This window comes from Rhodococcus sp. NPDC003322, assembly GCF_053589555.1.
Window position 1 is genome coordinate 71,455 of the sequence record NZ_JBSFSC010000010.1, and the last position, 25,052, is coordinate 96,506.

Annotated in this window: 39 protein-coding genes; 34 read left to right on the forward strand and 5 right to left on the reverse strand. The window is 66.2% G+C overall.

All coding sequences use genetic code 11. From position 1 onward, the window contains the following. Positions 1-46 precede the first annotated feature (46 nt). The 4 genes from ACWDUM_RS27545 to ACWDUM_RS27560 form a co-directional block, all read right to left on the reverse strand. Complete coding sequence (locus ACWDUM_RS27545; protein ID WP_450114605.1) at positions 47-910, reverse strand: ABC transporter permease; 864 nt, start codon at positions 908-910, stop codon at positions 47-49. Beyond that, the gene (locus ACWDUM_RS27550) at positions 907-1,758 is read right to left on the reverse strand and encodes an ABC transporter permease (RefSeq protein ID WP_450114604.1); all 852 of its coding nucleotides are present in this window, start codon (positions 1,756-1,758) and stop codon (positions 907-909) included. Before ACWDUM_RS27550 ends, ACWDUM_RS27545 begins: the two co-directional genes overlap by 4 nt. Continuing rightward, the gene (locus ACWDUM_RS27555; protein WP_450114603.1) at positions 1,755-2,723 is read right to left on the reverse strand and encodes an ATP-binding cassette domain-containing protein; all 969 of its coding nucleotides are present in this window, start codon (positions 2,721-2,723) and stop codon (positions 1,755-1,757) included. The genes ACWDUM_RS27550 and ACWDUM_RS27555 overlap by 4 nt, the downstream gene beginning before the upstream one ends. Positions 2,724-2,962: 239 nt before the next feature. Next, positions 2,963-3,439: a hotdog fold domain-containing protein gene (locus ACWDUM_RS27560; RefSeq protein WP_450136457.1), complete on the reverse strand. Its 477-nt coding sequence runs from the start codon at positions 3,437-3,439 to the stop codon at positions 2,963-2,965. A gap of 568 nt (positions 3,440-4,007) precedes the next feature. Between ACWDUM_RS27560 and rpsJ the strand changes: the two genes are divergently transcribed. The 24 genes from rpsJ to map all read left to right on the forward strand — a co-directional run bounded on the left by rpsJ (position 4,008) and on the right by map (position 16,830). After that, positions 4,008-4,313, forward strand: coding sequence for a 30S ribosomal protein S10 (rpsJ, locus tag ACWDUM_RS27565; protein ID WP_003938093.1), 306 nt, complete (start codon positions 4,008-4,010; stop codon positions 4,311-4,313). Between the two features lie 20 nt (positions 4,314-4,333). Continuing rightward, the gene (gene rplC / locus ACWDUM_RS27570; protein ID WP_450114601.1) at positions 4,334-4,990 is read left to right on the forward strand and encodes a 50S ribosomal protein L3; all 657 of its coding nucleotides are present in this window, start codon (positions 4,334-4,336) and stop codon (positions 4,988-4,990) included. Further along, on the forward strand, positions 4,987-5,658 hold the full coding sequence (gene rplD, locus ACWDUM_RS27575; RefSeq protein WP_450114600.1) for a 50S ribosomal protein L4: 672 nt from the start codon (positions 4,987-4,989) through the stop codon (positions 5,656-5,658). Before rplC ends, rplD begins: the two co-directional genes overlap by 4 nt. Next, positions 5,655-5,960: a 50S ribosomal protein L23 gene (rplW, locus tag ACWDUM_RS27580; protein WP_007531907.1), complete on the forward strand. Its 306-nt coding sequence runs from the start codon at positions 5,655-5,657 to the stop codon at positions 5,958-5,960. The genes rplD and rplW overlap by 4 nt, the downstream gene beginning before the upstream one ends. Before the next feature lie 40 nt (positions 5,961-6,000). After that, complete coding sequence (rplB, locus tag ACWDUM_RS27585) at positions 6,001-6,837, forward strand: 50S ribosomal protein L2 (RefSeq protein WP_378487261.1); 837 nt, start codon at positions 6,001-6,003, stop codon at positions 6,835-6,837. Positions 6,838-6,850: 13 nt separating this feature from the next. Beyond that, entirely contained in the window at positions 6,851-7,132 is a 282-nt protein-coding gene (gene rpsS, locus ACWDUM_RS27590) for a 30S ribosomal protein S19 (RefSeq protein WP_005518370.1), read from the forward strand. Continuing rightward, a complete protein-coding gene (gene rplV / locus ACWDUM_RS27595; protein ID WP_450114599.1) occupies positions 7,129-7,530 on the forward strand; it encodes a 50S ribosomal protein L22 in 402 nt (133 codons plus the stop codon). Before rpsS ends, rplV begins: the two co-directional genes overlap by 4 nt. Continuing rightward, complete coding sequence (gene rpsC, locus ACWDUM_RS27600) at positions 7,530-8,324, forward strand: 30S ribosomal protein S3 (protein WP_387478763.1); 795 nt, start codon at positions 7,530-7,532, stop codon at positions 8,322-8,324. Before rplV ends, rpsC begins: the two co-directional genes overlap by 1 nt. Positions 8,325-8,327: 3 nt before the next feature. Next, a complete protein-coding gene (gene rplP / locus ACWDUM_RS27605; protein ID WP_345341311.1) occupies positions 8,328-8,744 on the forward strand; it encodes a 50S ribosomal protein L16 in 417 nt (138 codons plus the stop codon). Continuing rightward, on the forward strand, positions 8,744-8,980 hold the full coding sequence (rpmC, locus tag ACWDUM_RS27610) for a 50S ribosomal protein L29 (protein WP_007531922.1): 237 nt from the start codon (positions 8,744-8,746) through the stop codon (positions 8,978-8,980). Before rplP ends, rpmC begins: the two co-directional genes overlap by 1 nt. After that, positions 8,977-9,258 carry a 30S ribosomal protein S17 gene (gene rpsQ, locus ACWDUM_RS27615; protein ID WP_345341315.1) on the forward strand — a complete coding sequence of 94 codons (282 nt, stop codon included), beginning with the start codon at positions 8,977-8,979 and terminating at the stop codon, positions 9,256-9,258. Before rpmC ends, rpsQ begins: the two co-directional genes overlap by 4 nt. A gap of 273 nt (positions 9,259-9,531) precedes the next feature. Beyond that, complete coding sequence (rplN, locus tag ACWDUM_RS27620) at positions 9,532-9,900, forward strand: 50S ribosomal protein L14 (protein WP_007531925.1); 369 nt, start codon at positions 9,532-9,534, stop codon at positions 9,898-9,900. Then, positions 9,900-10,214: a 50S ribosomal protein L24 gene (rplX, locus tag ACWDUM_RS27625; RefSeq protein ID WP_450114598.1), complete on the forward strand. Its 315-nt coding sequence runs from the start codon at positions 9,900-9,902 to the stop codon at positions 10,212-10,214. The genes rplN and rplX overlap by 1 nt, the downstream gene beginning before the upstream one ends. Position 10,215: 1 nt before the next feature. Next, entirely contained in the window at positions 10,216-10,779 is a 564-nt protein-coding gene (gene rplE / locus ACWDUM_RS27630; protein ID WP_142100157.1) for a 50S ribosomal protein L5, read from the forward strand. 3 nt (positions 10,780-10,782) lie between these two features. Further along, positions 10,783-10,968 carry a type Z 30S ribosomal protein S14 gene (locus ACWDUM_RS27635; protein ID WP_050063877.1) on the forward strand — a complete coding sequence of 62 codons (186 nt, stop codon included), beginning with the start codon at positions 10,783-10,785 and terminating at the stop codon, positions 10,966-10,968. Positions 10,969-11,289: 321 nt separating this feature from the next. Further along, the gene (gene rpsH, locus ACWDUM_RS27640) at positions 11,290-11,688 is read left to right on the forward strand and encodes a 30S ribosomal protein S8 (protein WP_345341327.1); all 399 of its coding nucleotides are present in this window, start codon (positions 11,290-11,292) and stop codon (positions 11,686-11,688) included. Positions 11,689-11,702: 14 nt separating this feature from the next. Continuing rightward, positions 11,703-12,242, forward strand: a complete 540-nt coding sequence (gene rplF / locus ACWDUM_RS27645; RefSeq protein ID WP_450114597.1) for a 50S ribosomal protein L6 — start codon at positions 11,703-11,705, stop codon at positions 12,240-12,242. Between the two features lies 1 nt (position 12,243). Further along, the gene (gene rplR, locus ACWDUM_RS27650; protein WP_450114596.1) at positions 12,244-12,651 is read left to right on the forward strand and encodes a 50S ribosomal protein L18; all 408 of its coding nucleotides are present in this window, start codon (positions 12,244-12,246) and stop codon (positions 12,649-12,651) included. A 31-nt stretch (positions 12,652-12,682) separates the two neighbouring features. Continuing rightward, the gene (gene rpsE / locus ACWDUM_RS27655) at positions 12,683-13,336 is read left to right on the forward strand and encodes a 30S ribosomal protein S5 (protein ID WP_450114595.1); all 654 of its coding nucleotides are present in this window, start codon (positions 12,683-12,685) and stop codon (positions 13,334-13,336) included. Positions 13,337-13,338: 2 nt separating this feature from the next. Beyond that, on the forward strand, positions 13,339-13,518 hold the full coding sequence (gene rpmD, locus ACWDUM_RS27660) for a 50S ribosomal protein L30 (protein WP_345341335.1): 180 nt from the start codon (positions 13,339-13,341) through the stop codon (positions 13,516-13,518). Positions 13,519-13,520: 2 nt separating this feature from the next. Continuing rightward, positions 13,521-13,961: a 50S ribosomal protein L15 gene (gene rplO / locus ACWDUM_RS27665; protein ID WP_450114594.1), complete on the forward strand. Its 441-nt coding sequence runs from the start codon at positions 13,521-13,523 to the stop codon at positions 13,959-13,961. A gap of 198 nt (positions 13,962-14,159) precedes the next feature. After that, positions 14,160-15,473: a preprotein translocase subunit SecY gene (secY, locus tag ACWDUM_RS27670; RefSeq protein ID WP_450136458.1), complete on the forward strand. Its 1,314-nt coding sequence runs from the start codon at positions 14,160-14,162 to the stop codon at positions 15,471-15,473. Beyond that, positions 15,470-16,015: an adenylate kinase gene (locus tag ACWDUM_RS27675; RefSeq protein ID WP_450114592.1), complete on the forward strand. Its 546-nt coding sequence runs from the start codon at positions 15,470-15,472 to the stop codon at positions 16,013-16,015. Before secY ends, ACWDUM_RS27675 begins: the two co-directional genes overlap by 4 nt. Positions 16,016-16,035: 20 nt before the next feature. After that, positions 16,036-16,830: a type I methionyl aminopeptidase gene (gene map / locus ACWDUM_RS27680; protein ID WP_450114591.1), complete on the forward strand. Its 795-nt coding sequence runs from the start codon at positions 16,036-16,038 to the stop codon at positions 16,828-16,830. 60 nt (positions 16,831-16,890) lie between these two features. Here the strand turns inward: map and dtd are convergent, their stop codons facing one another. Continuing rightward, positions 16,891-17,322: a D-aminoacyl-tRNA deacylase gene (gene dtd, locus ACWDUM_RS27685; protein ID WP_450136459.1), complete on the reverse strand. Its 432-nt coding sequence runs from the start codon at positions 17,320-17,322 to the stop codon at positions 16,891-16,893. A 227-nt stretch (positions 17,323-17,549) separates the two neighbouring features. Between dtd and infA the strand changes: the two genes are divergently transcribed. The 10 genes from infA to ACWDUM_RS27735 form a co-directional block, all read left to right on the forward strand. Beyond that, on the forward strand, positions 17,550-17,771 hold the full coding sequence (gene infA / locus ACWDUM_RS27690; RefSeq protein WP_003418601.1) for a translation initiation factor IF-1: 222 nt from the start codon (positions 17,550-17,552) through the stop codon (positions 17,769-17,771). Between the two features lie 79 nt (positions 17,772-17,850). After that, the gene (gene rpmJ / locus ACWDUM_RS27695; protein ID WP_003938068.1) at positions 17,851-17,964 is read left to right on the forward strand and encodes a 50S ribosomal protein L36; all 114 of its coding nucleotides are present in this window, start codon (positions 17,851-17,853) and stop codon (positions 17,962-17,964) included. 264 nt (positions 17,965-18,228) lie between these two features. Next, positions 18,229-18,600, forward strand: a complete 372-nt coding sequence (gene rpsM, locus ACWDUM_RS27700; protein WP_450114589.1) for a 30S ribosomal protein S13 — start codon at positions 18,229-18,231, stop codon at positions 18,598-18,600. After that, positions 18,600-19,013: a 30S ribosomal protein S11 gene (rpsK, locus tag ACWDUM_RS27705; RefSeq protein WP_003938066.1), complete on the forward strand. Its 414-nt coding sequence runs from the start codon at positions 18,600-18,602 to the stop codon at positions 19,011-19,013. The genes rpsM and rpsK overlap by 1 nt, the downstream gene beginning before the upstream one ends. Positions 19,014-19,034: 21 nt before the next feature. Next, positions 19,035-19,640 (forward strand): 30S ribosomal protein S4, encoded by a 606-nt coding sequence (gene rpsD / locus ACWDUM_RS27710; protein WP_450114588.1) that lies wholly within the window; start codon positions 19,035-19,037, stop codon positions 19,638-19,640. Between the two features lie 133 nt (positions 19,641-19,773). Beyond that, complete coding sequence (locus ACWDUM_RS27715; protein WP_450114587.1) at positions 19,774-20,838, forward strand: DNA-directed RNA polymerase subunit alpha; 1,065 nt, start codon at positions 19,774-19,776, stop codon at positions 20,836-20,838. A 35-nt stretch (positions 20,839-20,873) separates the two neighbouring features. Continuing rightward, positions 20,874-21,389: a 50S ribosomal protein L17 gene (gene rplQ / locus ACWDUM_RS27720; RefSeq protein ID WP_450114586.1), complete on the forward strand. Its 516-nt coding sequence runs from the start codon at positions 20,874-20,876 to the stop codon at positions 21,387-21,389. 41 nt (positions 21,390-21,430) lie between these two features. After that, a complete protein-coding gene (gene truA / locus ACWDUM_RS27725; RefSeq protein ID WP_450136474.1) occupies positions 21,431-22,303 on the forward strand; it encodes a tRNA pseudouridine(38-40) synthase TruA in 873 nt (290 codons plus the stop codon). A gap of 445 nt (positions 22,304-22,748) precedes the next feature. Further along, positions 22,749-22,913 (forward strand): hypothetical protein, encoded by a 165-nt coding sequence (locus tag ACWDUM_RS27730; RefSeq protein WP_450136460.1) that lies wholly within the window; start codon positions 22,749-22,751, stop codon positions 22,911-22,913. A 188-nt stretch (positions 22,914-23,101) separates the two neighbouring features. Next, the coding region (locus ACWDUM_RS27735) for an Ig-like domain repeat protein (RefSeq protein ID WP_450136461.1) at positions 23,102-25,052 on the forward strand (1,951 nt) is incomplete at its 3' end.

Sequence of the window (25,052 nt, forward strand, 5' to 3'; positions counted from 1 at the left end):
GTAGGTGAATATCGGTCACGCCGTCCCCGGGACGGATCGGATGGGATCAGATGGGGGTGCCGGCCGCCTTGCGGTAGCCGCGGACCGCGGGCCAGGTGAAGAGCGCGATCATCCCGACGGCCCACAGTGTGGTCTTGATCAGCGGTTCGGCGACCGGACCGCCCAGGCTCAGCCCCTTCATCGCGTCGATGGCCGTGGACATCGGCTGGTTCTCGACGAAGCCCTGCAGCCAGGTCGGGTACGCCGCGGTGGGGACGAAGCCGGAGTTGAAGAACATCAGCAGCGAGCACACCAGGGAAAGCAGTTCCACGAGGGGCAGTTTGGCGGCGCTCACCGACAGCGCGGTGACCATGGTCGCGAACCCCAGACCCATCAGCAGTGGCACGCAGATCATTGCGAACCCGGCGATGAGGCCCTGGTTGAAGCGGAACCCGAGGGCGAATCCGACCGTCAGAATCAGCACTGTCGTCAGCAGGATGCGGACCGCTTCTGCCAGTAGCCGGCTGACCAGGCCCGACGCCCGATGGACCGGCAGGATCCAGAATCGGCTGAGCAGGCCGCGGCGCCACTCCATCTTCAGCTGCATGCCGCTGGCGATGGAACCGAACATCGAGCCGACCAGCGCGATCATCGGTGCGTAGCCGTACACGCTGTTGACGCCGGTGGCCTTGGTGACCGAGATCCCCAGCACGGCGTTGAACATGATCAGCATCAGCGACGGATACACGATCGCCTGCAGCATCGTGTACGGGTCGCGGAGCCACCGGGTCAACAGCCGCTGCGTCTGCAGCAGGCTGTGCGTGACCAGTGCCTGCCGGGAGTCCTCCGGATACACCTCGGTGGTCTCGTGGAAGGTGATCTCGGTGATCGGGGCGTCTTCGCGCCGCTCGTGGGTGGGTGCGGTGGTCATTTGCGCCTCACGTTCGCCCACACGGTCAGCGGAGCGATCACCGCGAAGAGCCCCAGACACCACAGCACGGCGGGCGTCATCAGATGCATCGTCACGGAGCCGTCGGCGATCGCGCGCATCGAGATCGCGAACTGGGAGATCGGCTGGTTGCGAACGAACGCCTGGGACCACGAGGGGAACTGCGAGACCGGAACGAAGCCGGCCGAGAACATGCCGAGGATCAGCTGCGGCAACGTCAACGCCTGGCTGGTCATCTCGGGACTCTTGCTCAGCGTGCCGATCAGGTCGCCGCCCAGCGACAGCGTCATCGCGATCGCCAGTGACATCGCCACGAACAGCGTGGCGTTGCCGATGCCGCCGGTGAACCGGAATCCGATGATGTGGCCGTAGACGAGTGCGGCGATCAGCGAGATGGTGCAGTGCACGAACGACGCCGTCATCCGGGACGCCAAGGGGACGCCGGCGAAGATGGGCATCGTCTGGAACCGCGCGTTCATGCCGTTGACGGCTTCGAGTGCGGCCTTGCCCGCGGCGGAGATGGCGGTGAAGGCCATCGCCTGCAGCACGATGATCGGCATCACGAACTGGGCGTAGTCGATGCCCTGGAACTTCATCACGAAGCGCAGCGGCAGGTAGAAGCCGATCGTGAAGATCGCCGGTGCGAGGATCGCGATGAACAGCTGCCCACTCGTCCACATGCCGCGAACGTTGCGGCCGGTCAGGGCGAGCCACTGTCCGGTTGCCGACAGTTCCGGCCGACGGTGCCGGCCGACGCGGGCCACGGCCTTGGACTGTGGCTCGGGTGGGGTCTCGTCCGACTGTGCTGCGCGCGCAGCGATGGCGGTCATGATGCTTCGCTCTCTTCGGCGGCCGGCTGACCGGTCAGTGCAAGGAACACGTCGTCGAGCGACGGCCGCCGCAGCGCGATGTCGGCGAGGGGGATCCGGGAGATGTCGAGCCGGCGCAGCACCTCGGCGAGCGTCTGCGCGCCGTACTGGGCGGGGATCGACAGCCGATCGTGGCCGGTCGCGGTGACGTACTCCGGCGGCACCAGGCTGGTCAGCACCGCGTGCACGCGCGGCAGGTCCGCCAGCCGGAGCGGCACGACCTCGCAGTAGCTGCCGCCGGTGCGTTCCTTGAGCTGGTCGGCGGTGCCCTCCGCGATCACCGTGCCCCGGTCGATGACGACGATGTTGTCGCTGAGCACGTCGGCCTCTTCGAGGTACTGCGTGGTCAGCAGGATGGTGATGCCCTGCTCCTTGAGCGTCGAGACGAGCGACCAGACGCCCTGCCGGCTGCGCGGGTCGAGGCCGGTCGTCGGCTCGTCGAGGAAGACCACCTCGGGCCGGGTCACCAGCCCGCACGCGATGTCGACGCGTCGGCGCATACCGCCCGAGTAGCCTGCGACCTTGCGCTCGGCCGCGTACTCGAGGTCGAACTGGCGCAGCAGTTCCTCGGCGCGTGCCTTGGCGGACTGGCGGTTGAGTCCCATCAGACGCCCGAAAAGCACGAGGTTCTCCCGTGCCGTCAACTGCTCGTCGAGCGCCGCGTACTGGCCGGTCATCATGATCGATCGCCGCACCGCCGGTGCCTGGGTGACGACGTCGTGACCGGCGACCAGCGCGCGCCCCGAATCCGGGCGCAGCAGGGTGGACAGCACGTTGACCGTTGTCGTCTTGCCAGCGCCGTTGGGGCCGAGGATTCCGAGCACGGTGCCGCGAGGCACCTCGAAGTTGACCCCCCTGAGCGCCTGCACTTCACCGAAGGACTTGCGGATTCCCTCGACCAGGACGGCAGAGTGGGGTGTAGGCATGCCAGCGAGTATGTCACGCATCGGAGAACGCCGAGGCAGACCGGGGGACCGCGGTTGCCTGCAAATCGCTGACGATCTACGCGTCGGTAACGTCGCGTTGCTCGCGTCCGATGATTCCGTCCCGTGGTCCGGGCGGGCATGCTGCGCGTGCCGGCGCGCGGGCGGCCGACAACTGGATGTGAAGCAGGTCACGTCGTGGTGTTCCTCGTGTCGGCCGGTGGGGTTGCGTGGAGCGGCCGCTACGTCGGCGTGACCCAGACGGTGATGTCCGCGTGTACGACCTCGGTGCCCGCCTTGTCGCGGATGGAAACGGGCACGACCAGGTCGGTGCCCTCGGTGATGGCGGCGAAGTCGGGCAGCGACGGCAGTGTGGCGGTCGCGTGCAGTCCGGTGGTCGCCTTCGTCAGGTACTGCGTGTGCATGGCCTTCGGGATCCACCGGTGCGTGGGCGGGACGGTGGCCTCGGCGAGCATGCCCATCGCGGCCTCGGCGAGGTTGCACGCCGCGATCGCGTGGTAGGTGCCGATGTGGTTGTGCACGCCCCACCACTTCGGGGCCCGGACCTCGCAATGGCCGGGTCCCAGTGCGACGACGCGGGGGAGGACGGTGGCGAAGTAGGGCACGCGGATGCACATGCCAAGGGAGAACAGTGTGGATCCGACGCGGTTCCGGGGGAGCCGCTGCCAGGTCCGGTAGGTGGTGGTCGTGGTGGTCATGACGGAATCTTACTCTGAAGTAAGTTCGATGCGGGGTGTCCGTCCGCCCGGATTTGAAGTCCGGACCGGTCTCCGGCATACTGTTCAGGTTGCCTGGGCCAGGGACGTGCACGCGCACGGCCTTCGCCTGGCGAGAAAGGGTCGAGGACCGGAAGCTCGCGCGGATCAATTCCGCCGGTGGTTCCCGGTCCGGCCAATGCAGGACAATCGTCGCAAGACGGAAGCAGTGACCACCTGCGCCCCGCCTGGGGTGCAGCCCGGAACACATTCCGCTGGCCGATCCGTGTGCAAACGCGGGTCGGGGGATGAGCGGGAGGGCGACACGCCCGACCGCGTGGACCGGGAACAGTTCCATGACAGATGAACAGCGGCAGCGGATCGGACATCCCGATCGGCATCGGGCGTGCAGTCCGATCGCCAACGTTCTTCTTCGCCCGGAAGTGGGTGGGAACTGTGCAGACGAGGTAGCCCCTGACGGGTCTACGTGCAAACGAGCGGCTCCACGTGATCGACAGACACAGCGAGTCGCGAGGGCCTAATCACATCGGGCAAGGAAGAGGACACAAGCGTGGCGGGACAGAAGATCCGCATCAGGCTCAAGGCCTACGACCATGAGGCGATCGACGCGTCTGCGCGCAAGATCGTGGAGACGGTGACCCGTACCGGGGCCCGTGTGGTCGGACCGGTGCCGTTGCCGACCGAAAAGAACGTGTACTGCGTCATCCGTTCGCCGCACAAGTACAAGGACTCGCGCGAGCACTTCGAGATGCGCACCCACAAGCGGCTCATTGACATCCTCGACCCGACGCCCAAGACGGTCGACGCGCTCATGCGCATCGACCTGCCGGCCAGCGTCGATGTCAACATCCAGTGAGCGCGGCGGAGACAACAACAATGACTGAGAACAAGATCACGGGCATCCTGGGCACCAAGCTCGGCATGACCCAGGTCTTCGACGAGAACAACCGGGTCGTTCCGGTCACCGTCGTCAAGGCCGGACCGAACGTCGTCACCCAGATCCGCACCGAGGAGCGTGACGGCTACAGCGCCGTGCAGCTCGCCTACGGCGCGATCGACCCCCGCAAGGTGAACAAGCCGACCTCCGGCCAGTTCGCCAAGGCCGGTGTCACCCCCCGCCGCCACGTCGTGGAGCTGCGCGTCGCCGACGCCGGCGAGTACGAGGTCGGCCAGGAGCTCACCGCCGCTGTGTTCGAGGACGGCGCCTACGTCGACGTCACCGGCACCTCCAAGGGCAAGGGCTTCGCCGGCACCATGAAGCGTCACGGCTTCGCCGGTCAGGGCGCCTCCCACGGTGCGCAGGCCGTTCACCGTCGCCCCGGCTCGATCGGTGGCTGCGCCACCCCCGGCCGCGTGTTCAAGGGCATGCGCATGTCGGGCCGCATGGGTAGCGACCGCGTCACCACGCAGAACCTCACCGTCCACAAGGTGGACGCCGAGGCCGGCCTGCTTCTGATCAAGGGTGCGATCCCCGGCCGCAAGGGTGGCCTCGTGATCGTCAAGACCGCAGTGAAGGGTGGTGCGTCCGCATGACCGAGACCGCAACCAAGCTCACCCTCGACGTCCGCAACGCCGACGGCGGCACCAACGGCACCGTCGACCTGCCCGCCGAGATCTTCGATGCGACGGCCAACATCGCGCTGATGCACCAGGTCGTCGTCGCTCAGCTGGCCGCGGCACGTCAGGGCACGCACTCCACCAAGACCCGCGGCGAGGTCCGCGGCGGTGGCAAGAAGCCGTACCGGCAGAAGGGCACCGGCCGCGCCCGTCAGGGCTCGACCCGCGCGCCGCAGTTCGCCGGTGGTGGCACCGTCCACGGCCCGAAGCCGCGCGACTACAGCCAGCGGACCCCGAAGAAGATGAAGGCAGCCGCCCTCCGCGGTGCCCTCTCCGACCGGGCCCGCAACGAGCGCATCCACGTGATCACCGAACTGGTTGCCGGGCAGACCCCGTCCACCAAGAGCGCCCGCAAGTTCCTGGGCGAGATCTCGGGTCGCAAGAAGTTCCTGCTCGTCGTCGGCCGTGAGGACATCGCGGCTTGGAAGAGCGTGCAGAACCTCGAGGGTGTGCACCCCATCGCCCCCGACCAGCTGAACACCTACGACGTGCTCAACAGCGACGACGTCGTGTTCAGTGTCGAGGCGCTCAACACGTTCATCCACGGCCCGGCCGAGTCGGCGCAGAAGGAGGAGAGCAAGTGAGCACCATCGCCGATCCCCGCGACATCCTGCTCGCGCCGGTCATCTCCGAGAAGTCCTACGGACTGATCGAGGAAGGCACCTACACCTTCCTGGTGCACCCGGACTCGAACAAGACGCAGATCAAGATTGCCGTGGAGAAGGTCTTCGGCGTCACCGTGACCAGCGTCAACACCGCCAACCGTCAGGGCAAGCGCAAGCGGACCCGGTTCGGCTACGGCAAGCGCAAGGACACCAAGCGCGCGCTCGTGACCATCTCGGCCGACAGCAAGCCCATCGAGATCTTCGGAGGCCCGGTCGCGTAAGCGAGCGGGACTTGACGAGATATAGAGGACGAGAAGACTCATGGCAATCCGTAAGTACAAGCCGACTACCCCGGGCCGTCGCGGCTCGAGCGTCTCGGACTTCGCCGAGATCACTCGGTCGACGCCCGAGAAGTCGCTCATCCGCCCGCTGCACGGTCGTGGCGGTCGTAACGCACACGGTCGCATCACCACCCGGCACAAGGGTGGCGGACACAAGCGCGCCTACCGGCTGATCGATTTCCGTCGCAACGACAAGGACGGCGTGCCGGCCAAGGTCGCGCACATCGAGTACGACCCCAACCGCACCGCGAACATCGCGCTGCTGCACTACGCCGACGGCGAGAAGCGCTACATCATCGCGCCGAAGGACCTCAAGCAGGGTGCACGGGTCGAGTCCGGCGTCGGCGCCGACATCAAGCCCGGCAACAACCTGCCGCTGCGCAACATCCCGACCGGTACCACCATCCACGCGGTGGAACTGCGTCCGGGCGGCGGCGCCAAGATGGCCCGCTCCGCCGGTGCCAGCATCCAGCTCCTCGGCAAGGAGGGTCCGTACGCGACCCTGCGTATGCCGTCGGGTGAGATCCGCCGCGTCGACGTGCGCTGCCGCGCCAGCATCGGCGAGGTCGGCAACGCCGAGCAGTCCAACATCAACTGGGGCAAGGCCGGCCGCATGCGCTGGAAGGGCAAGCGCCCGACCGTCCGTGGTGTCGTGATGAACCCGGTCGACCACCCGCACGGTGGTGGTGAGGGTAAGACCTCCGGTGGTCGCCACCCGGTCAGCCCGTGGGGTAAGCCGGAAGGCCGCACCCGCAAGCCCAACAAGCCGAGCGACAAGCTCATCGTCCGCCGCCGTCGTACCGGCAAGAAGCGCTAGGAGGGAGTGAACTATGCCTCGCAGTCTTAAGAAGGGCCCGTTCGTCGACGACCACCTCCTCGCGAAGGTGGACGTGCAGAACGAGAAGGGCACCAAGCAGGTCATCAAGACCTGGTCGCGTCGTTCGACCATCATCCCCGATTTCATCGGTCACACGTTCGCCGTTCACGACGGTCGGAAGCACGTGCCGGTGTTCGTGTCCGATTCGATGGTCGGTCACAAGCTCGGTGAGTTCGCACCGACCCGCACGTTCAAGGGTCACATCAAGGACGACCGGAAGAGCAAGCGTCGATGAGCACTGAAACTCAGAACCCCACCGCCAAGGCGATCGCGCGCCACGTGCGCGTGACGCCGATGAAGGCCCGTCGTGTCGTGGACCTGGTTCGTGGTCGTTCCGTCGAGGACGCCCTGAACATCCTCAAGTTCGCACCGCAGGCCGCCAGCGAGCCGGTCGCCAAGGTCGTTGCCAGCGCCGCTGCCAACGCCGAGAACAACCTCGGCCTTGACCCCAGCACGCTGGTCGTCGCCACCGCGTACGTGGACGAGGGTGCCACCCTCAAGCGTTTCCAGCCGCGTGCCCAGGGCCGTGCGTTCCGCATCCGCAAGCGCACCAGCCACATCACGGTCATCGTGGAGAGCCTGCCCAAGGCCGGCACCTCGAACCGCAATCGCCGGAAGGGAAGTGCTCAGTAGTGGGCCAGAAGATCAACCCGCACGGCTTCCGCCTGGGTATCACCACCGACTGGAAGTCCCGCTGGTACGCAGACAAGCAGTACGCGGAGTACGTCAAGGAAGACGTCGCGATCCGCAAGCTCCTCGCCACGGGCATGGAGCGGGCCGGCATCGCGAAGGTCGAGATCGAGCGCACCCGTGACCGGGTCCGCGTCGACATCCACACCGCGCGTCCGGGCATCGTCATCGGCCGCCGCGGCGCCGAGGCCGACCGTATCCGCGCCGAGCTCGAGAAGCTGACCGGCAAGCAGGTCCAGCTGAACATCCTCGAGGTCAAGAACGCCGAGGCCGAGGCCCAGCTGGTGGCGCAGGGCGTCGCCGAGCAGCTCTCGAACCGTGTCGCGTTCCGTCGCGCCATGCGCAAGGCCATTCAGTCGGCCATGCGTCAGCCGAACGTCAAGGGCATCCGGGTGCAGTGCTCCGGCCGTCTCGGCGGTGCCGAGATGTCCCGCTCGGAGTTCTACCGTGAGGGTCGGGTTCCGCTGCACACGCTGCGCGCGGACATCGACTACGGCCTGTACGAGGCCAAGACCACCTTCGGTCGTATCGGCGTGAAGGTCTGGATCTACAAGGGCGACATCGTCGGTGGCAAGCGTGAGCTGTCCGCCGCCGCGCCGGCCGAGCGTCCGCGCCGCGAGCGTCCGAGCCGTCCGCGTCGCTCCGGTGCCTCGGGCACCACCGCGACCAGCACCGAGGCCGGTCGCGCCGCCACCGCCGAGGCTCCGGCCTCGACCGAATCGAATCAGGAGGGCTGACGCATGTTGATCCCACGTCGGGTCAAGCACCGCAAGCAGCACCACCCGAGCCGTTCGGGTGCGGCCAAGGGTGGCACCCAGGTCACCTTCGGTGAGTACGGCATCCAGGCTCTCGAGCCGGCGTACATCACCAACCGTCAGATCGAGTCCGCTCGTATCGCCATGACGCGCCACATCAAGCGTGGCGGCAAGATCTGGATCAACATCTTCCCGGATCGTCCGCTCACCAAGAAGCCCGCCGAGACCCGCATGGGTTCCGGTAAGGGTTCGCCGGAGTGGTGGGTCGCGAACATCAAGCCCGGTCGGGTCATGTTCGAGATGAGCTACCCCAATGAGGAGATCGCTCGCGAGGCCCTGCGTCGCGCGATGCACAAGCTCCCGTGCAAGTGCCGGATCGTCACCAGGGAGGAGCAGTTCTGATGGCTACTGGAACCCCCGCCGCTGAGCTCCGCGAGCTCACCGAGGAGGAGCTGGTCACCAAGCTCCGCGAGTCGAAGGAAGAGCTGTTCAACCTTCGCTTCCAGATGGCGACCGGTCAGCTGGACAACAACCGTCGGCTGCGCACCGTTCGTCACGAGATCGCGCGCGTCTACACCGTTATGCGCGAGCGTGAGCTCGGCCTCGCCGCCGGCCCGGATGCGGGTGACGCGGCATGAGTGAGAAGGACACCGCAGTGACCGAAGAGCGTGGGACCCGCAAGGTCCGCATCGGCTACGTCGTCTCCGACAAGATGGAGAAGACGATCGTCGTCGAGCTCGAGGACCGTGTGAAGCACCCGCTGTACGGCAAGATCATCCGCCGTACCACCAAGGTGAAGGCGCACGACGAGAACGGCCTGGCCGGCATCGGCGACCGCGTTCAGCTGATGGAGACCCGACCGCTGTCGGCGACCAAGCGCTGGCGTCTGGTCGAGGTGCTCGAGAAGGCCAAGTAGGCTTTTCGAGCCCTCGCCGAACAGGCACTACGTGCCCGTACGCGTGAGTCAACTGTCGAACGGCCCGTCCCGGGTTTCCGGGGCGGGCCGTTCGGCTGTGATGGGTTTTACCAGGGATGATCGGTTTCGCCGATTTGGTTTCCCGAGGTCGATTCCCTACACTAGAGCGGTTGCCTGCGCCTCCGCATGTCCGCATGCGGCCGGCCGGGGACAGACCGCGCGTATCGGGTCGGTAATCCGCTACGTACGAAAATCCAGGTCTAGGAGAGATCAGTGATTCAGCAGGAGTCGCGACTTCGCGTCGCCGACAACACGGGTGCCAAGGAGATTCTCTGCATCCGCGTTCTCGGTGGCTCGTCTCGTCGCTACGCCGGGATCGGTGACATCATCGTCGCCACCGTCAAGGACGCCATCCCGGGTGGAAACATCAAGAAGGGCGAGGTCGTCAAGGCCGTCGTCGTGCGCACCACCAAGGAGCGCCGCCGTCCGGACGGCTCGTACATCAAGTTCGACGAGAACGCCGCCGTGCTCATCAAGCCGGACCACGATCCGCGTGGCACCCGCATCTTCGGCCCCGTCGGCCGCGAGCTGCGTGACAAGAAGTTCATGAAGATCGTTTCGCTCGCGCCGGAGGTGCTGTGATGAAGGTGCACAAGGGCGATACCGTTCTGGTCATCTCGGGCAAGGACAAGGGCGCCAAGGGCAAGGTCATCCAGGCCTACCCGGCGACCGACAAGGTCCTCGTCGAGGGTGTGAACCGGATCAAGAAGCACACCGCGGTTTCTGCGAACCAGCGCGGCGCCTCCTCCGGCGGCATCGTGACGCAGGAGGCCCCGATTCACGTCTCGAACGTCGCGGTCATCGACTCGGACGGCAACCCCACCCGCGTGGGCTACCGGACCGACGAGAACGGCAAGCGGGTTCGGATCTCCCGTAAGAACGGGAAGGACATCTGATATGACGAGCACCGAGAAGATTCAGCCCCGGCTCAAGGCGCGCTACCGCGCCGAGATCAAGGACGCGCTGAACGAAGAGTTCAAGTACGCCAACGTCATGCAGATCCCCGGCGTGGTCAAGGTCGTCGTCAACATGGGTGTCGGTGACGCCGCTCGTGACGCGAAGCTGATCAACGGCGCGGTTGCCGATCTCGCTCTGATCACCGGTCAGAAGCCCGAGATCCGTAAGGCCCGCAAGTCCATCGCGCAGTTCAAGCTGCGTGAGGGCATGCCCATCGGTGCCCGCGTCACCCTCCGTGGCGACCGGATGTGGGAGTTCCTCGACCGTCTCGTGTCGATCGCTCTTCCCCGAATCAGGGACTTCCGTGGCCTGTCCGGCAAGCAGTTCGACGGCAACGGCAACTACACCTTCGGTCTCAACGAGCAGTCGATGTTCCACGAGATCGACGTCGACAAGATCGATCGCCCGCGCGGTATGGACATCACCGTCGTGACGACCGCCACCAACAACGAAGAAGGCCGTGCCCTGCTCAAGCACCTCGGCTTCCCGTTCAAGGAGAACTGAGCCATGGCGAAGAAGGCACTGGTCAACAAGGCCAACAAGAAGCCCAAGTTCGCGGTTCGCGCGTACACCCGCTGCCAGAAGTGCGGCCGTCCGCACGCGGTCTACCGCAAGTTCGGTCTGTGCCGCGTGTGCCTGCGTGAGATGGCGCACGCCGGCGAGCTGCCGGGTGTTCACAAGAGCTCTTGGTGACACCACGCACGTGAGGTGAGGGCGCGGACTCCGATGGGGTCCGCGCCCTCGCTGTATTTGACGGCCTTCGCCGTGGATTCCCGTGTGGGATCCGTGCGGGGGAGTGGGCGAACCTCGGCCGATTTGGCCTGTGCTGGGGTTTTGCCTACACTAGAGCGGTTGCCTGTGCAACGTCGGCCCTTTGCGTGCCGGCGATGCTCGAACGGCACGACTCAATCCGGCCGACGAACGTCGCCCGGACCAGCCGAATTGTTGTAGGCCCACGACCGGTCTTCCGGTGGTGCATGGGAACCGCAGCGAGAAAGGTGTCGAGGTCGAACCATGACCATGACCGATCCCATCGCAGACTTCTTGACGCGTCTGCGCAACGCCAACTCGGCGTACCACGATGAGGTGAAGCTGCCGCACTCGAAGATCAAGGCGAACATCGCCGAGATCCTCAAGCGCGAGGGCTACATCTCCGACTACCGCACCGAGGACGCCGAGGTGGGCAAGACCCTCATCGTCGACCTCAAGTACGGCCCCAGCCGTGAGCGCAGCCTCGCCGGCGTCCGTCGTGTTTCCAAGCCCGGCCTCCGGGTTTACGCGAAGTCCACCAACCTGCCCAAGGTTCTCGGCGGCCTCGGCGTGGCGATCATCTCCACGTCCTCCGGCCTGCTCACGGACCGTCAGGCGGCCAAGCAGGGCGTGGGCGGCGAAGTCCTCGCCTACGTCTGGTAAGGGAGGCCACCACAATGTCGCGTATTGGAAAGATTCCGGTCACCGTCCCCTCGGGTGTCGAGGTGACCATCGACGGGCAGGACGTCGCAGTGAAGGGCCCCAAGGGCCAGCTGTCGCTGACGATCTCCGAGCCGATCGCCATCGCCAAGGGTGAGGACGGTGCCCTGCTGGTCACCCGTCCCGACGACGAGCGTCGCAGCCGCGCGCTGCACGGTCTGTCGCGCACCCTCGTCGCGAACCTCATCACCGGTGTGACCCAGGGTTACACCACCAAGATGGAGATTCACGGCGTCGGCTACCGCGTCGCGCTCAAGGGCCAGGACCTCGAGTTCTCGCTCGGCTACAGCCACCCGGTTCCGATCGAGGCGCCCGAGGGCATCTCGTTCGCGGTCGAGTCGCCGACCAAGTTCTCGATCTCCGGCATCGACAAGCAGAAGGTCGGCCAGATCGCCGCCAACATCCGTCGTCTGCGCAAGTCCGACCCGTACAAGGGCAAGGGCATCCGCTACGAGGGTGAGCAGGTCCGCCGCAAGGTCGGAAAGACGGGTAAGTGATATGAGCCAGACTGCAAACCAGAAGGCCAAGCGGATTCCGCTGGGCAAGGACGTGTCCACCACGCGTCGTCTGTCGAAGACGCGTCGTCACTTCCGTCTGCGCAAGAAGATCTCCGGCACGCCCGAGCGTCCCCGTCTCGTCGTGAACCGGTCCTCCCGGCACATCCACGTCCAGCTCGTGGACGACCTCGCCGGCCACACCCTGGCCGCGGCGTCGACCACCGAGGCGGACCTGCGTGCCGCCGAGGGCGACAAGAAGGCCCTCAGCGCGAAGGTCGGTCAGCTGATCGCCGAGCGCGCCAAGGCTGCCGGCATCGAAGCCGTGGTCTTCGACCACGGTGGCCACGGCTACCACGGCCGTATCGCGGCCCTCGCGGACGCCGCTCGCGAAAGCGGGTTGAAGTTCTGATGACCAAGATTTCGAACGGAAGGACAGTCTGATGCCGGGACGTCAGAGGCGTGACGGCGGCAGCGGACCCGCCGGACAGAACGGACCCGCCGGTGGCGACAGCCGCGGTGGCGACAACCGTGGTGGCGGTCGTGACCGCCGCGACAACCGTCGCGACAACGCTGCGGAGAAGTCGAACCACATCGAGCGCGTGGTTGCGATCAACCGCGTGTCCAAGGTGGTCAAGGGTGGTCGGCGCTTCAGCTTCACCGCTCTCGTGATCGTGGGCGACGGCAACGGACTCGTTGGCGTCGGCTACGGCAAGGCCAAGGAAGTTCCCGCGGCCATCCAGAAGGGTGTCGAGGAGGCTCGCAAGGGCTTCTTCCGCGTGCCGCTCATCGGCAGCACCATCACTCACCCGGTGCAGGGCGAGGCCGCTGCCGGCGTCGTCATGCTCCGTCCGGCCAGCCCGGGTACCGGTGTGATCGCCGGTGGTGCGGTGCGTGCCGTGCTCGAGTGCGCCGGTGTTCACGACATCCTTGCCAAGTCGCTCGGTAGCGACAACGCGATCAACGTCGTGCACGCGACCGTTGCCGCCCTCAAGGGTCTGCAGCGTCCCGAGGAGGTGGCCGCTCGTCGCGGTCTGCCGATCGAGGACGTGGCCCCGGCCGGCATGCTGCGCGCACGTGCGGGACAGGGAGTCTGATCATGGCCGAACTGAAGGTCACCCAGGTCAAGAGCTCGATCGGTGCCAAGCAGAACCAGCGCGACAGCCTGCGGACGCTCGGCCTCAAGGGCATCCGCAAGAGCGTCGTCCGTGAGGACAACGCCCAGAACCGCGGCCTGATCAACGTGGTTCGCCACCTCGTCACAGTTGAGGAGGTCTAACCATGACCATCAAGCTGCACCATCTCCGGCCTGCGCCGGGCGCCAAGACCGACAAGACCCGCGTCGGCCGTGGTGAGGGTTCGAAGGGCAAGACCGCCGGTCGCGGCACCAAGGGCACCAAGGCCCGCAAGAACGTGCCGGCCGCCTTCGAGGGCGGGCAGATGCCGCTGCACATGCGGCTGCCCAAGCTCAAGGGCTTCACGAACCCGAACCGGGTCGAGTACCAGGTCGTCAACGTGGCCGACATCGCTCGGGTGTTCCCCGAGGGCGGCCAGATCGGCGTCGAGGAGCTCATCGCCAAGGGCCTGGTTCGCAAGAACCGGCTCGTGAAGGTTCTCGGCGACGGCGAACTCACGGTTGCCGTTCAGGTCACCGCGAACAAGTTCACCGGTGCCGCCAAGGAGAAGATCACCGCTGCCGGTGGCACCGCCACCGAACTGTGATCGGATTCTGAACACCGCGACGGCCGCGGCACCGCGAGGTGCCGCGGCCGTCGTCGTTCGGCGGCCGGTGTCGGCATTTGTGGCCGGCAATTGTGGGATTGCCCGGCAGTCGCTCCGCACGCCACTGCTAGAGTTCTAGAGTTCACTCGACCATCGGGCGTTCCGCCCACCTCACTCTCGTCGTGCCCAGGAGGATCTTTGCTTTCCGCCTTCGTCTCGGCCTTCAGGACTCCAGACCTGAGGCGGAAGATCCTCATCGCACTCGGTTTGATCGCGCTCTATCGGTTCGGTGCGACGCTGCCGTCTCCCGGTGTCGACTACGGCAACGTGAAGGCGTGTATCGACCAGATCTCGGGGAGCGACCAGGCGGGCATCTACTCGCTGATCAACCTCTTCTCCGGTGGCGCGCTGCTGCAGCTGTCGGTGTTCGCGATCGGCATCATGCCGTACATCACGGCGAGCATCATCGTCCAGTTGTTGACAGTCGTGATCCCGCGATTCGAGGAGCTCCGCAAGGAGGGCCAGTCGGGTCAGGCGAAGATGACCCAGTACACGCGGTACCTGTCGATCGCGCTGGCCGTGTTGCAGGCCACCGGCATCGTGGCGCTCGCGGCGCGGGGCCAGCTGCTCCAGGGGTGTAGCGAACCGATCCTCGCCGACGACTCGGTGTTCTCGCTGGTGACCATCGTGCTGGTGATGACTGCCGGTGCGGCACTGGTGATGTGGATGGGTGAGCTGATCACCGAGCGTGGCGTGGGTAACGGCATGTCGCTGCTGATCTTCTCCGGCATCGCGTCCCGGCTGCCGTCCGAGGGCAAGGCGATCCTCGATTCGCGTGGCGGACTGATCTTCGCCGCGGTGTGTGTCGCCGCGCTGGTGCTGCTCGCCGGCGTCATCTTCGTGGAACAGGGCCAGCGCCGGATCCCGGTCCAGTACGCCAAGCGCATGGTCGGCCGCAAGATGTACGGCGGCTCGTCGACGTACCTGCCGCTGAAGGTGAACCAGGCCGGCGTCATCCCGGTGATCTTCGCGTCCTCGCTGCTGTACCTGCCGAACCTGATCGCCCAGCTGACGGGCGCGTCCAGCTCGACCGATCCGAGCTGGTGGCAGCGGATCATCAACGAGTACCTGGTGAACCCGTCGAACCCGGTCTACATCCTCATCTACTTCCTGCTCATCGTCTTCTTCACGTACTTCTACGTCGCGATCACCTTCAACCCGGAGGAGCGCGCCGACGAGATGAAGAAGTTCGGCGGCTTCATTCCCGGTATCCGTCCCGGCCGACCCACGGCGGACTACCTCCAGTACGTGCTCAGCCGCATCACGCTGCCGGGCGCCATCTATCTCGGTCTGATCGCGGTCCTGCCCAATCTCTTCCTTGCGAAGGGAACCGCGGGCAGCAGCATCTTCGGTGGTGCGGCCGTCCTGATTCTCGTCAGCGTCGGCCTCGACACCGTCAAGCAGATCGAGAGCCAACTCATGCAGCGCAACTACGAAGGGTTCCTCAAGTGAGACTCGTCCTCGTTGGTCCTCCCGGTGCCGGTAAAGGCACGCAGGCCGAAATCCTGTCGGAAAAGCTCGGCGTTCCGCACATCTCGACGGGCGACCTGTTCCGCGCGAACATCGGGCAGCAGACGGCTCTCGGTCTCGAGGCGAAGAAGTACATGGACGCCGGCGACCTCGTGCCAAGCGAGATCACGAACAACATGGTCAAGGCCCGGGTCGCCGAGCCCGATGCCGCGAACGGGTTCCTGCTCGACGGCTTCCCCCGGACGGTGGACCAGGCCGAGGCGCTGAAGGCGATCCTGGCCGGGCTGAACGTCACGCTCGACGGCGTCCTCGCGTTCGACGTCGACGACGACGTCGTGGTCGAGCGGATGCTGGCCCGTGGCCGCGCCGACGACACCGAGGACGTCATCCGCAACCGGATGCGGGTCTACCGCGAGGAGACCGCTCCGCTGCTGGACTACTACGCAGGCAGCATCGTCACCGTCGACGCCGTCGGCACGGTCGACGAGGTCAACGCCCGCGCGCTCGCCGCGCTCGGCAAGTAACAACCAAGAGGGATTTGTTCGTGGGGTTTCGTCGTAAGAAGGTCGTTCCGTTCCGCACCGCCGGTGAGCTCGACGCCATGGCGGCGGCGGGGGCGATCGTCGGCGCCACTCTGGTGGCCGTGCGGGCGGCGGCCAAGCCGGGGGTCAGCACCCTCGAGTTGGACCGGATCGCCGAACAGACGATCCGGGACGCCGGCGCGGTGCCGTCGTTCCTCGGCTACCACGGGTTCACCGGGTCGATCTGTTCGTCCGTGAACGATCGTGTCGTGCACGGCATCCCGTCCGCCGACGAGATCCTGGTGGCGGGGGACCTGGTCTCCATCGACTGCGGCGCGATCCTCGACGGCTGGCACGGCGACTCGGCCTGGACGTTCGGGGTCGGCGACATCATCGATGCGGACCGCGACCTCAGCGAGGCGACGCGACTGTCGATGGAGGCCGGTATCGCGGCGATGTTGCCGGGCAACCGGCTCACCGACGTCTCGCACGCGATCGAGGAGGGCACCCACGCTGCCGAGCGTGCGCACGATCGCCGTTACGGCATCGTCGACGGCTACGGCGGGCACGGCATCGGTCGAGAGATGCACATGGATCCGTTTCTGGCGAACGAGGGTGCGCCCGGTAAGGGTCCGCAGCTCGTCGTCGGATCGGTGCTGGCGATCGAGCCGATGCTGACGCTGGGGACCACGGAGACCGAGACCCTCGATGACGACTGGACCGTCGTCACGATCGACGGGTCCCGGGCTGCGCACTGGGAGCACACCGTGGCAGTGACCGAGGACGGTCCGCGGATCCTGACGCTCCGGCCGGAGTAGCGCTCCATCTCAACGGAACGGGCAGTCGCACGGTGTGCGACTGCCCGTTCGTCGTTTCGCTCACGCCTCCATGATCAGGGTGACCGGTCCGTCGTTCACCGAGGACACCCGCATGTGGGCCCCGAAATGGCCTGTTTCCACGGTGGCGCCGAAGTCGCGCAGCGCTGCGGCGAACGCATCGACCAGTGGTTCCGCGACGGGGCGTGGAGCCGCCGCCGACCACGACGGCCGGCGACTCTTGCGGGCGTCGCCGAGCAAGGTGAACTGGCTGACGACGAGGACGGGGGCATCGACGTCGGAGGCGGACTTCTCGTCGTCCAGGATTCGGAGCTTCCAGATCTTCGCGGCGAACGTGGCCGCGGTGGTCTCGGTGTCGTCGTGCCCGACTCCGAGCAGGACGAGCAGACCCTGTCCGTCGGGCGTGATGCGGGCGACGATCGTCCCGTCGACCTCGACCGAGGCCTCGGTCACTCGTTGTACGACCGCACGCACGGGCATCGTCCTTTCGCGGGGGGAGGGTGGACGCGGCGCATTTGGCCTGGTGGGAGAACTCCGGTAAAGTGGATCAATGGTGCGTCCTGCGTGCCGGTCGTGCGCTGTTTCGGTCCCGCTTCCCGCGTCGTTCTCGGGGTGCACTCGAAGCTAGCGAGCAGCCGGTTCTCCATCGCGTCCGCACCACCGTAACGGAGAACGATGCCCACCAACGGATCGCGGAGGATATGGCAAAGAAAGACGGGGCCATCGAGGTCGAGGGACGAGTTGTCGAGCCACTGCCCAATGCGATGTTCCGCATTGAGCTGGAGAACGGCCACAAGGTCCTCGCACACATCAGCGGCAAGATGCGTCAGCACTACATTCGCATCCTGCCGGAAGACCGGGTCGTCGTAGAGCTGTCGCCCTACGACCTTTCTCGCGGTCGCATCGTCTACCGGTACAAGTAACAAGCTTCCCGGGCCACTCCTGGTCTGGGAGAGGTATGTCCACCTGCCGGTGGGCGACACATCAGGAGATTAGACAGACGTGAAGGTTCAGCCGAGCGTCAAGAAGATCTGCGAGAAGTGCAAGGTGATCCGCCGTAACGGGCGGGTCATGGTGATCTGCGAGAACCTGCGCCACAAGCAGCGTCAGGGCTAGATCGCTTCTCCTCGAAGATCTGCTTGGCAACAAGCACAGATGACCTTCCAGCACCAGCCGGCGTTTACGGCCACCGGGCCTGGCACCTTCGGGTGTTCGAGTCCACAGGCAGGCGTCGGTACACCCCCGGCACGGAGGCTGGGGCCCCACTGAGTTAGTTGAAAGACGTTTCACGGCCCGGTCCGTCCAGTTGGACACGGCCGGCCGTGATGGCACAGGGGATGGGCTGGGAGTAGACCTCCGCACACCGAAAAGGAATGCCAGATGGCACGACTCATGGGTGTCGATCTTCCCCGCGAAAAGCGGATGGAGATCGCACTGACCTACATCTACGGTGTCGGCCGTACCCGCTCCAAGGAAATTCTCGCGAACACGGGCGTCAGCCCGGACCTGCGTAGCAAGGACCTGAGCGACGACGACCTCACCAAGCTCCGCGACTACATCGAGGGCTCCGAGCTCAAGGTGGAGGGCGACCTGCGCCGCGAGGTCCAGGCCGACATCCGTCGCAAGATCGAGATCGGCTGCTACCAGGGCCTGCGCCACCGTCGTGGTCTGCCCGTGCGTGGACAGCGCACCAAGACCAACGCGCGTACCCGTAAGGGTCCGAAGCGCACCGTCGCAGGGAAGAAGAAGTAATGCCTCCGAAGTCACGTAGCACCGGTCCGAAGAAGACCCAGAAGGCGCGTCGCAGGGACAAGAAGAACGTCCCGCACGGTGCCGCTCACATCAAGAGCACCTTCAACAACACGATCGTGTCCATCACGGACCCGAACGGCAACGTCATTTCGTGGGCATCGTCGGGCCACGTGGGCTTCAAGGGCTCGCGTAAGTCCACCCCGTTCGCCGCGCAGCTTGCCGCCGAGAACGCTGCCCGCAAGGCGCAGGAGCACGGCGTCAAGAAGGTCGACGTCTTCGTCAAGGGCCCGGGCTCCGGACGTGAGACGGCGATCCGTTCGCTGCAGGCCGCCGGTCTCGAGGTCGGCACCATCTCCGATGTCACCCCCCAGCCGCACAACGGCTGCCGCCCGCCCAAGCGGCGTCGCGTCTAACGGGAAGGAAGGTAAAGAATCATGGCTCGTTATACCGGTCCCGTTACCCGTAAGTCGCGTCGCCTGCGTGTCGACCTCGTTGGAGGCGACCAGGCGTTCGAGCGTCGCCCCTACCCGCCGGGCCAGCACGGCCGCGCGCGGATCAAGGAGAGCGAGTACCTGCTCCAGCTGCAGGAGAAGCAGAAGGCTCGCTTCACCTACGGCGTCATGGAGAAGCAGTTCCGTCGCTACTACGAGGAGGCGAACGCTCGCCCCGGCAAGACCGGCGAGAACCTGCTTCGCATCCTCGAGACCCGTCTCGACAACGTCGTGTACCGCGCCGGCCTGGCCCGTACGCGTCGTCAGGCCCGTCAGCTGGTCAGCCACGGTCACTTCCTTGTGAACAACAAGAAGGTCGACATCCCCAGCTACCGCGTCTCCCAGTACGACATCATCGATGTCAAGGAGAAGTCGCTGGCGACGCTGCCGTTCCAGATCGCGCGTGAGACCTACACCGAGCGCCCCGCCGCGGGCTGGCTGCAGGTCGTCCCGGGTCGCCTGCGGATCCTGGTTCACCAGGAGCCGGAGCGCGCACAGATCCAGGTGCCGCTGCAGGAGCAGATGATCGTCGAGTTCTACTCGAAGTAAAAGCCCCACGGCTCGTGCGCGGTTTGTGTGTTCCCGGGTTTCGCGACTCGGACTCGCAGACCGCGCACGAGCGCCGAAGGCGCCATCCAACGTGGGTGTCAAATAGCGGACGCCCGTACAGGAGGAAAACCAAATGCTCATTTCGCAGCGACCCACGCTGACCGAAGAGGTCATCGCTGACAACCGCTCGAAGTTCGTCATCGAGCCCCTTGAGCCCGGCTTCGGGTACACCCTCGGCAACTCGCTTCGCCGCACCCTGCTGTCGTCGATCCCCGGCGCTGCTGTCACCAGCATCCGCATCGACGGCGTCCTGCACGAGTTCACCACCGTCCCCGGTGTGAAGGAGGATGTCACCGACATCATCCTGAACCTCAAGGGCCTGGTCGTGAGCTCCGAAGAGGACGAGCCGGTCACCATGTACGTCCGCAAGCAGGGCCCCGGTGCCGTGACTGCAGGCGACATCGTGCCTCCGGCCGGCGTCACGGTGAACAACCCGGATCTGCACATCGCCACCCTGAACGACAAGGGCAAGCTGGAGATCGAGCTCGTCGTCGAGCGCGGTCGCGGTTACGTTCCCGCCGTCCAGAACAAGGCGTCCGGCGCCGAGATCGGCCGCATTCCGGTCGACTCGATCTACTCGCCGGTGCTCAAGGTCACCTACAAGGTGGAGGCCACCCGCGTCGAGCAGCGCACCGACTTCGATCGGCTCGTTCTCGACGTGGAGACCAAGAACTCCATCACCGCGCGGGACGCGCTCGCTTCGGCGGGCAAGACCCTGGTTGAGCTCTTCGGCCTGGCCCGTGAGCTGAACGTCGAAGCAGAAGGCATCGAGATCGGACCCTCGCCCGCCGAGGCCGATCACATCGCCTCCTTCGGACTGCCGATCGAGGATCTGGACCTGACGGTCCGGTCCTACAACTGCCTCAAGCGCGAGGGTGTTCACACCGTCGGCGAGCTGGTTGGTCGCACCGAGTCCGACCTGCTCGACATCCGCAACTTCGGGCAGAAGTCCATCGACGAGGTCAAGGTCAAGCTGCACTCGCTCGGCCTGTCCCTCAAGGACAGCCCGGCTTCGTTCGATCCGTCCACGGTTGCGGGCTACGACGCCGCCACCGGGACCTGGAGCGACACCGATGCCGGTGCCTTCAACGAGGGTGAAGGCAACGACCAGGACTACGCCGAGACCGAGCAGCTGTAACAGCTCACTGAAGGTCCTTTACTAGGAGATTCATCATGCCCAAGCCCAAGAAGGGTGCCCGCTTCGGCGGGTCGGCTTCGCACCAGAAGGCGATCTTCGCCAACCTGGCCACCGCGCTCTTCGAGCACGGTCGTATCACCACCACGGAGGCCAAGGCCAAGGCCCTGCGTCCGTACGCCGAGAAGATCGTGACCAAGGCCAAGGGTGGAACCCTCGCCGACCGTCGCGAGGTTCTCAAGGTCATCCGCAACAAGGATGTCGTGCACACCCTGTTCGCGGAGATCGGCCCGTTCTACGCGGAGCGCGACGGCGGCTACACCCGCGTCATCAAGACCGTCCCCCGCAAGGGTGACAACGCTCCGATGGCGATCATCGAGCTCGTCAAGGAGCAGACGGTCACCTCCGAGGCCAACCGCGCTCGCCGCGTTCAGGCGTCGCAGGAGGCCAAGGCCGAGGAGACCAAGGTCGAGGAGACCGAGGTCGTCGAGGCTGCTGCCGAGGAGGCCCCGGCCGCCGAGGCCGAGTCCGCCGACGAGGCCAAGAAGGACTAACGCTGAACGCGTCAGAACCTGCGAACGAACCCGTCGCTCCCATCCGGGAGGGCGGGTTCGTTCGCTTTCGACTGGACATCACCTACGACGGCACCGACTTCGCGGGGTGGGCCCGTCAGCCCGGTCTGCGGACGGTGTGCGGGGTGCTCGAAGAGGCGATCTCGACGGTGTTGCGGCAGCCGGTGCAGTTGACGGTCGCCGGCCGCACCGACGCCGGGGTGCATGCCGGCGGGCAGGTCGCGCACTGCGACCTCGACGTGTCCGGCGCCGGCGAATCGGCGAACCGGCCGCGCCACGGAGCCGGCCTCGACGATCCTGATCGGTTGGTGCGCAGGCTCGCACGATTCCTCCCGCCGGATGTGCGCGTCAAGGCGATCACCGCCGTACCCGCCGAGTTCGACGCCCGGTTCTCGGCGATCCGTCGGCACTACGAGTACCGGGTCACGACTGCGAGGTACGGTGCCGAGCCGCTGCGGGCCCGCGACACCGTGTCGGTGCCGAAGGTGCTCGACCTGGACGCCATGCAGACCGCGTCCCATGCGCTGCTCGGGCTGCACGACTTCGCCGCGTTCTGCCGGCGCCGGGAGGGCGCGACGACGGTTCGCGAACTTCAGCGCTTCGACTGGACGCGCGAGGGTGACATCCTGACCGCCCACGTCAGCGCGGATGCGTTCTGCTGGTCGATGGTCCGCAGTCTGGTCGGTGCGGTGCTGGCCGTGGGGGAGGGTCGGCGCACCGTCGACTGGACGACCGCGTTGCTGCAGGAACGGGAACGGTCGAGTTCCGTTCTCGTGGCGCCCGCACACGGACTGAGCCTCGTGCGGGTGGACTACCCGGACGACCGGGACCTCGCCGCCCGGAACGCCGCGACCCGCGAGGTGCGCGCACTGCCCGGCGGCTGCTGCGGCGACTGACGTCGGCGGGGTTCCTGCAGTCCGACTCGTCGTGGACGGATCGACTTCGGAGTGCAGGCCGGTGTGATCGCTTCCGTGAACGTGGCCGCGCGGTGGTGCTGATCTCTCGGACCATGCGCGTAGGTTGCGCGGGCGGCATGAGGGAAGCGGGCTGCCAAGCGAATGCCCTGGCCGGTGCCAGGGCATTCGCCGTTTCCGGATGGATCTTCCAGATCCTCGCGATCGGACACGACAACCGAAGTGAGGCGAAGGGGATGAGACCGGAGTCGCCGGCTTCCGCCGTGTGACGTGCAAGCGCGCTGCTCCCATCCGACGACAACGCGGCCCTGACCGAGCGGGTGTCCGCTCGGGCGTTGGTCCGGCGGCCTGTCGGTCGAGATCACGGGCTCCGGCACTTCTACTCCTCGACGCTGATCCACTTCGGAGTGTCTGCGAAGGCGCCGTGGTGGCCGGCGACCGCCGGGACGGGCACGCGGCGTTCGTCGCGGACCTGGCCGCCGCGACGATGGTCCGGATCCAACGCCGGCAGGTAACGGAGGCGACCGGGCTGGGGGATGCGGAGGCATGTCAGGAGCTTGCCTCCCTCGTGACCAACGGTTTGGCGAGGTGACGTGCCCCTCCTCTTATTGGCACGGTGAGCTGGGGAAACGATCTTGGACGGATGTCTGGGAGAATTCCACGATTCGGTCACGGTCCGGCCACGGGCTGGCTAAGGTGATCTGAATTTGCGCGCTTGTCGCTCATTGGCGCGCCCCTGGTTCGTGAGGAGAAATGATGTCTCGTCCGATTGTGAGGCGGGTGGTGGGGACCGTAAGTGCTGCCACCCTGGCGACGCTCAGCGTCGCCGTTGTCGGTGGTGGGGTGGCGTCTGCCGCATCCGGGTCCGTGACGTGGGATGACGGTGCGAGCCGATTCACCCGCACCATCAGCAATACGACGCCGAACGCGGGTGACGTGATCACGTCGTCGACGAAGTTCCAGCGCACCAACATCGTCGGTGAGTACATCTACACGGTGTCGGACTACCACCCGACGTGCCTCACGTACGTCAACGGTTCCGCGAAGATGAACGGGTCTGCGATCGGTGTGGACACGGTGGCCGCGGACAACACGAAGGTCAAGGGCGGTGCGACACAGTGGCCGGTGGGTAACCTGGTCAACGGGACGGATCGGACCTTCGAGTTCTCGTACACCGTCGGGGCGGACTGTGCGCGCGACACGGCGCTGTCGACGTGGATGAACTACACCAGCGGTCTCGGTTCGGGCACGTACACGAACAAGGGTCCGACCCTCACCGTCGCCAAGAGTGCGACCACCACCACCCTCGCCGCGGTCACGGGTGCGAAGGTGGGGCAGTCGTCGCAGTTGACGGCGACGGTCACCGGTGGCGCGGCGGGTAACACGGTCGAGTTCTACGACGGCACCACCAAGATCGGTCAGGGACCGCTTGTGGGTAATGCCGTGTCGATCGGCTGGACTCCGACGACCGCGGGCAACCACAGCATCACCGCGAAGTTCCTCGCTACGGCGACCGCCGCGGAATCCCAGTCGGCGGCACAGTCCGTGTCCGTCGGGGTCGCCGACGTGGCGACCACGACCACCCTCCAGGTGCCGGCGACCGCGACCACCGGTCAGGCCGTCGAGTTGAAGGCGACGGTCGCTCCGGCCCCGAGCGGTGGCACGGTGCAGTTCAAGGACGGTGCAACGAACATCGGTGCACCCGTTGCGGTCACCGGTGGAGCCGCGACCCTGTCGCACACCTTCGATGCTGCGGGTGGCAAGAACATCACTGCTGTCTTCTCGGGTGCGGGCGAGTTCCTCACCTCGACATCGGCGGTGGGTTCGATTGCGGTGTCGGTTCCGGATGTCGCGACGACGACGTCGCTGGAGGTGCCCGCGTCGGCGACGACGGGGCAGGCCGTGGAGTTGAAGGCAACCGTCACCCCGGCCGATGCCGCCGGAACCGTCCAGTTCAAGGACGGTGACGCGAACATCGGTGCGCCGGTTGCAGTCACGGGTGGTGTGGCGACGTTGTCGCACACGTTCGATGCTGCGGGTGGCAAGAGCGTCACCGCGGTGTTTTCGGGTGCGGCCGGGTTCCTCGGTTCCACCTCGGCCGTCGGCGCCGTGACGGTGACCGACCCGGATGCGGCGACCTCGACCTCGCTCGAGGTGCCTGCGTCGGCGACGACCGGTCAGTCGGTGGAGTTGAAGGCGACGGTGTCGCCGGCGCCGACGGGTGGCACGGTGCAGTTCAAGGACGGTGACGCGAACATCGGTGCGCCGGTTGCGGTCACGGGTGGTGTGGCGACGTTGTCGCACACGTTCGATGCTGCGGGTGGCAAGAACGTCACCGCGGTGTTCTCGGGTGCGGCCGGGTTCCTCGGTTCCACCTCGACCGTCGGCGCCGTGACGGTGACCGACCCGGATGCGGCGACCTCGACCTCGCTCGAGGTGCCTGCGTCGGCGACGACCGGTCAGTCGGTGGAGTTGAAGGCGACGGTGTCGCCGGCGCCGACGGGTGGCACGGTGCAGTTCAAGGACGGTGACACCAACATCGGTGCGCCGGTTGCGGTCACGGGTGGTGTGGCGACGTTGTCGCACACGTTCGATGCCGCGGGTGGCAAGAGCATCACCGCTGTCTACTCCGGTGTTGCCGGGTTCCTGACGTCGACGTCGGCTGTGTCGTCGGTGACGGTGACCGATCCCGCGCCGGTGGACGTTGCGACGACCACGTCGCTGGAGGTTC

What these genes read in the sequence shown, in the direction of transcription:
- ACWDUM_RS27545 (WP_450114605.1), bottom strand. Translation starts at nt 910, where the DNA reads ATGACCACCGCACCCACCCACGAGCGGCGCGAAGACGCCCCGATCACC.
- ACWDUM_RS27550 (WP_450114604.1), bottom strand. Translation starts at nt 1,758, where the DNA reads ATGACCGCCATCGCTGCGCGCGCAGCACAGTCGGACGAGACCCCACCC.
- ACWDUM_RS27555 (WP_450114603.1), bottom strand. Translation starts at nt 2,723, where the DNA reads ATGCCTACACCCCACTCTGCCGTCCTGGTCGAGGGAATCCGCAAGTCC.
- ACWDUM_RS27560 (WP_450136457.1), bottom strand. Translation starts at nt 3,439, where the DNA reads ATGACCACCACGACCACCACCTACCGGACCTGGCAGCGGCTCCCCCGG.
- rplC (WP_450114601.1), top strand. Translation starts at nt 4,334, where the DNA reads ATGACTGAGAACAAGATCACGGGCATCCTGGGCACCAAGCTCGGCATG.
- rplD (WP_450114600.1), top strand. Translation starts at nt 4,987, where the DNA reads ATGACCGAGACCGCAACCAAGCTCACCCTCGACGTCCGCAACGCCGAC.
- rplB (WP_378487261.1), top strand. Translation starts at nt 6,001, where the DNA reads ATGGCAATCCGTAAGTACAAGCCGACTACCCCGGGCCGTCGCGGCTCG.
- rpsS (WP_005518370.1), top strand. Translation starts at nt 6,851, where the DNA reads ATGCCTCGCAGTCTTAAGAAGGGCCCGTTCGTCGACGACCACCTCCTC.
- rplV (WP_450114599.1), top strand. Translation starts at nt 7,129, where the DNA reads ATGAGCACTGAAACTCAGAACCCCACCGCCAAGGCGATCGCGCGCCAC.
- rplP (WP_345341311.1), top strand. Translation starts at nt 8,328, where the DNA reads ATGTTGATCCCACGTCGGGTCAAGCACCGCAAGCAGCACCACCCGAGC.
- rpmC (WP_007531922.1), top strand. Translation starts at nt 8,744, where the DNA reads ATGGCTACTGGAACCCCCGCCGCTGAGCTCCGCGAGCTCACCGAGGAG.
- rpsQ (WP_345341315.1), top strand. Translation starts at nt 8,977, where the DNA reads ATGAGTGAGAAGGACACCGCAGTGACCGAAGAGCGTGGGACCCGCAAG.
- rplX (WP_450114598.1), top strand. Translation starts at nt 9,900, where the DNA reads ATGAAGGTGCACAAGGGCGATACCGTTCTGGTCATCTCGGGCAAGGAC.
- rplE (WP_142100157.1), top strand. Translation starts at nt 10,216, where the DNA reads ATGACGAGCACCGAGAAGATTCAGCCCCGGCTCAAGGCGCGCTACCGC.
- ACWDUM_RS27635 (WP_050063877.1), top strand. Translation starts at nt 10,783, where the DNA reads ATGGCGAAGAAGGCACTGGTCAACAAGGCCAACAAGAAGCCCAAGTTC.
- rpsH (WP_345341327.1), top strand. Translation starts at nt 11,290, where the DNA reads ATGACCATGACCGATCCCATCGCAGACTTCTTGACGCGTCTGCGCAAC.
- rplF (WP_450114597.1), top strand. Translation starts at nt 11,703, where the DNA reads ATGTCGCGTATTGGAAAGATTCCGGTCACCGTCCCCTCGGGTGTCGAG.
- rplR (WP_450114596.1), top strand. Translation starts at nt 12,244, where the DNA reads ATGAGCCAGACTGCAAACCAGAAGGCCAAGCGGATTCCGCTGGGCAAG.
- rpsE (WP_450114595.1), top strand. Translation starts at nt 12,683, where the DNA reads ATGCCGGGACGTCAGAGGCGTGACGGCGGCAGCGGACCCGCCGGACAG.
- rpmD (WP_345341335.1), top strand. Translation starts at nt 13,339, where the DNA reads ATGGCCGAACTGAAGGTCACCCAGGTCAAGAGCTCGATCGGTGCCAAG.
- rplO (WP_450114594.1), top strand. Translation starts at nt 13,521, where the DNA reads ATGACCATCAAGCTGCACCATCTCCGGCCTGCGCCGGGCGCCAAGACC.
- infA (WP_003418601.1), top strand. Translation starts at nt 17,550, where the DNA reads ATGGCAAAGAAAGACGGGGCCATCGAGGTCGAGGGACGAGTTGTCGAG.
- rpsM (WP_450114589.1), top strand. Translation starts at nt 18,229, where the DNA reads ATGGCACGACTCATGGGTGTCGATCTTCCCCGCGAAAAGCGGATGGAG.
- rpsK (WP_003938066.1), top strand. Translation starts at nt 18,600, where the DNA reads ATGCCTCCGAAGTCACGTAGCACCGGTCCGAAGAAGACCCAGAAGGCG.
- rpsD (WP_450114588.1), top strand. Translation starts at nt 19,035, where the DNA reads ATGGCTCGTTATACCGGTCCCGTTACCCGTAAGTCGCGTCGCCTGCGT.
- ACWDUM_RS27715 (WP_450114587.1), top strand. Translation starts at nt 19,774, where the DNA reads ATGCTCATTTCGCAGCGACCCACGCTGACCGAAGAGGTCATCGCTGAC.
- rplQ (WP_450114586.1), top strand. Translation starts at nt 20,874, where the DNA reads ATGCCCAAGCCCAAGAAGGGTGCCCGCTTCGGCGGGTCGGCTTCGCAC.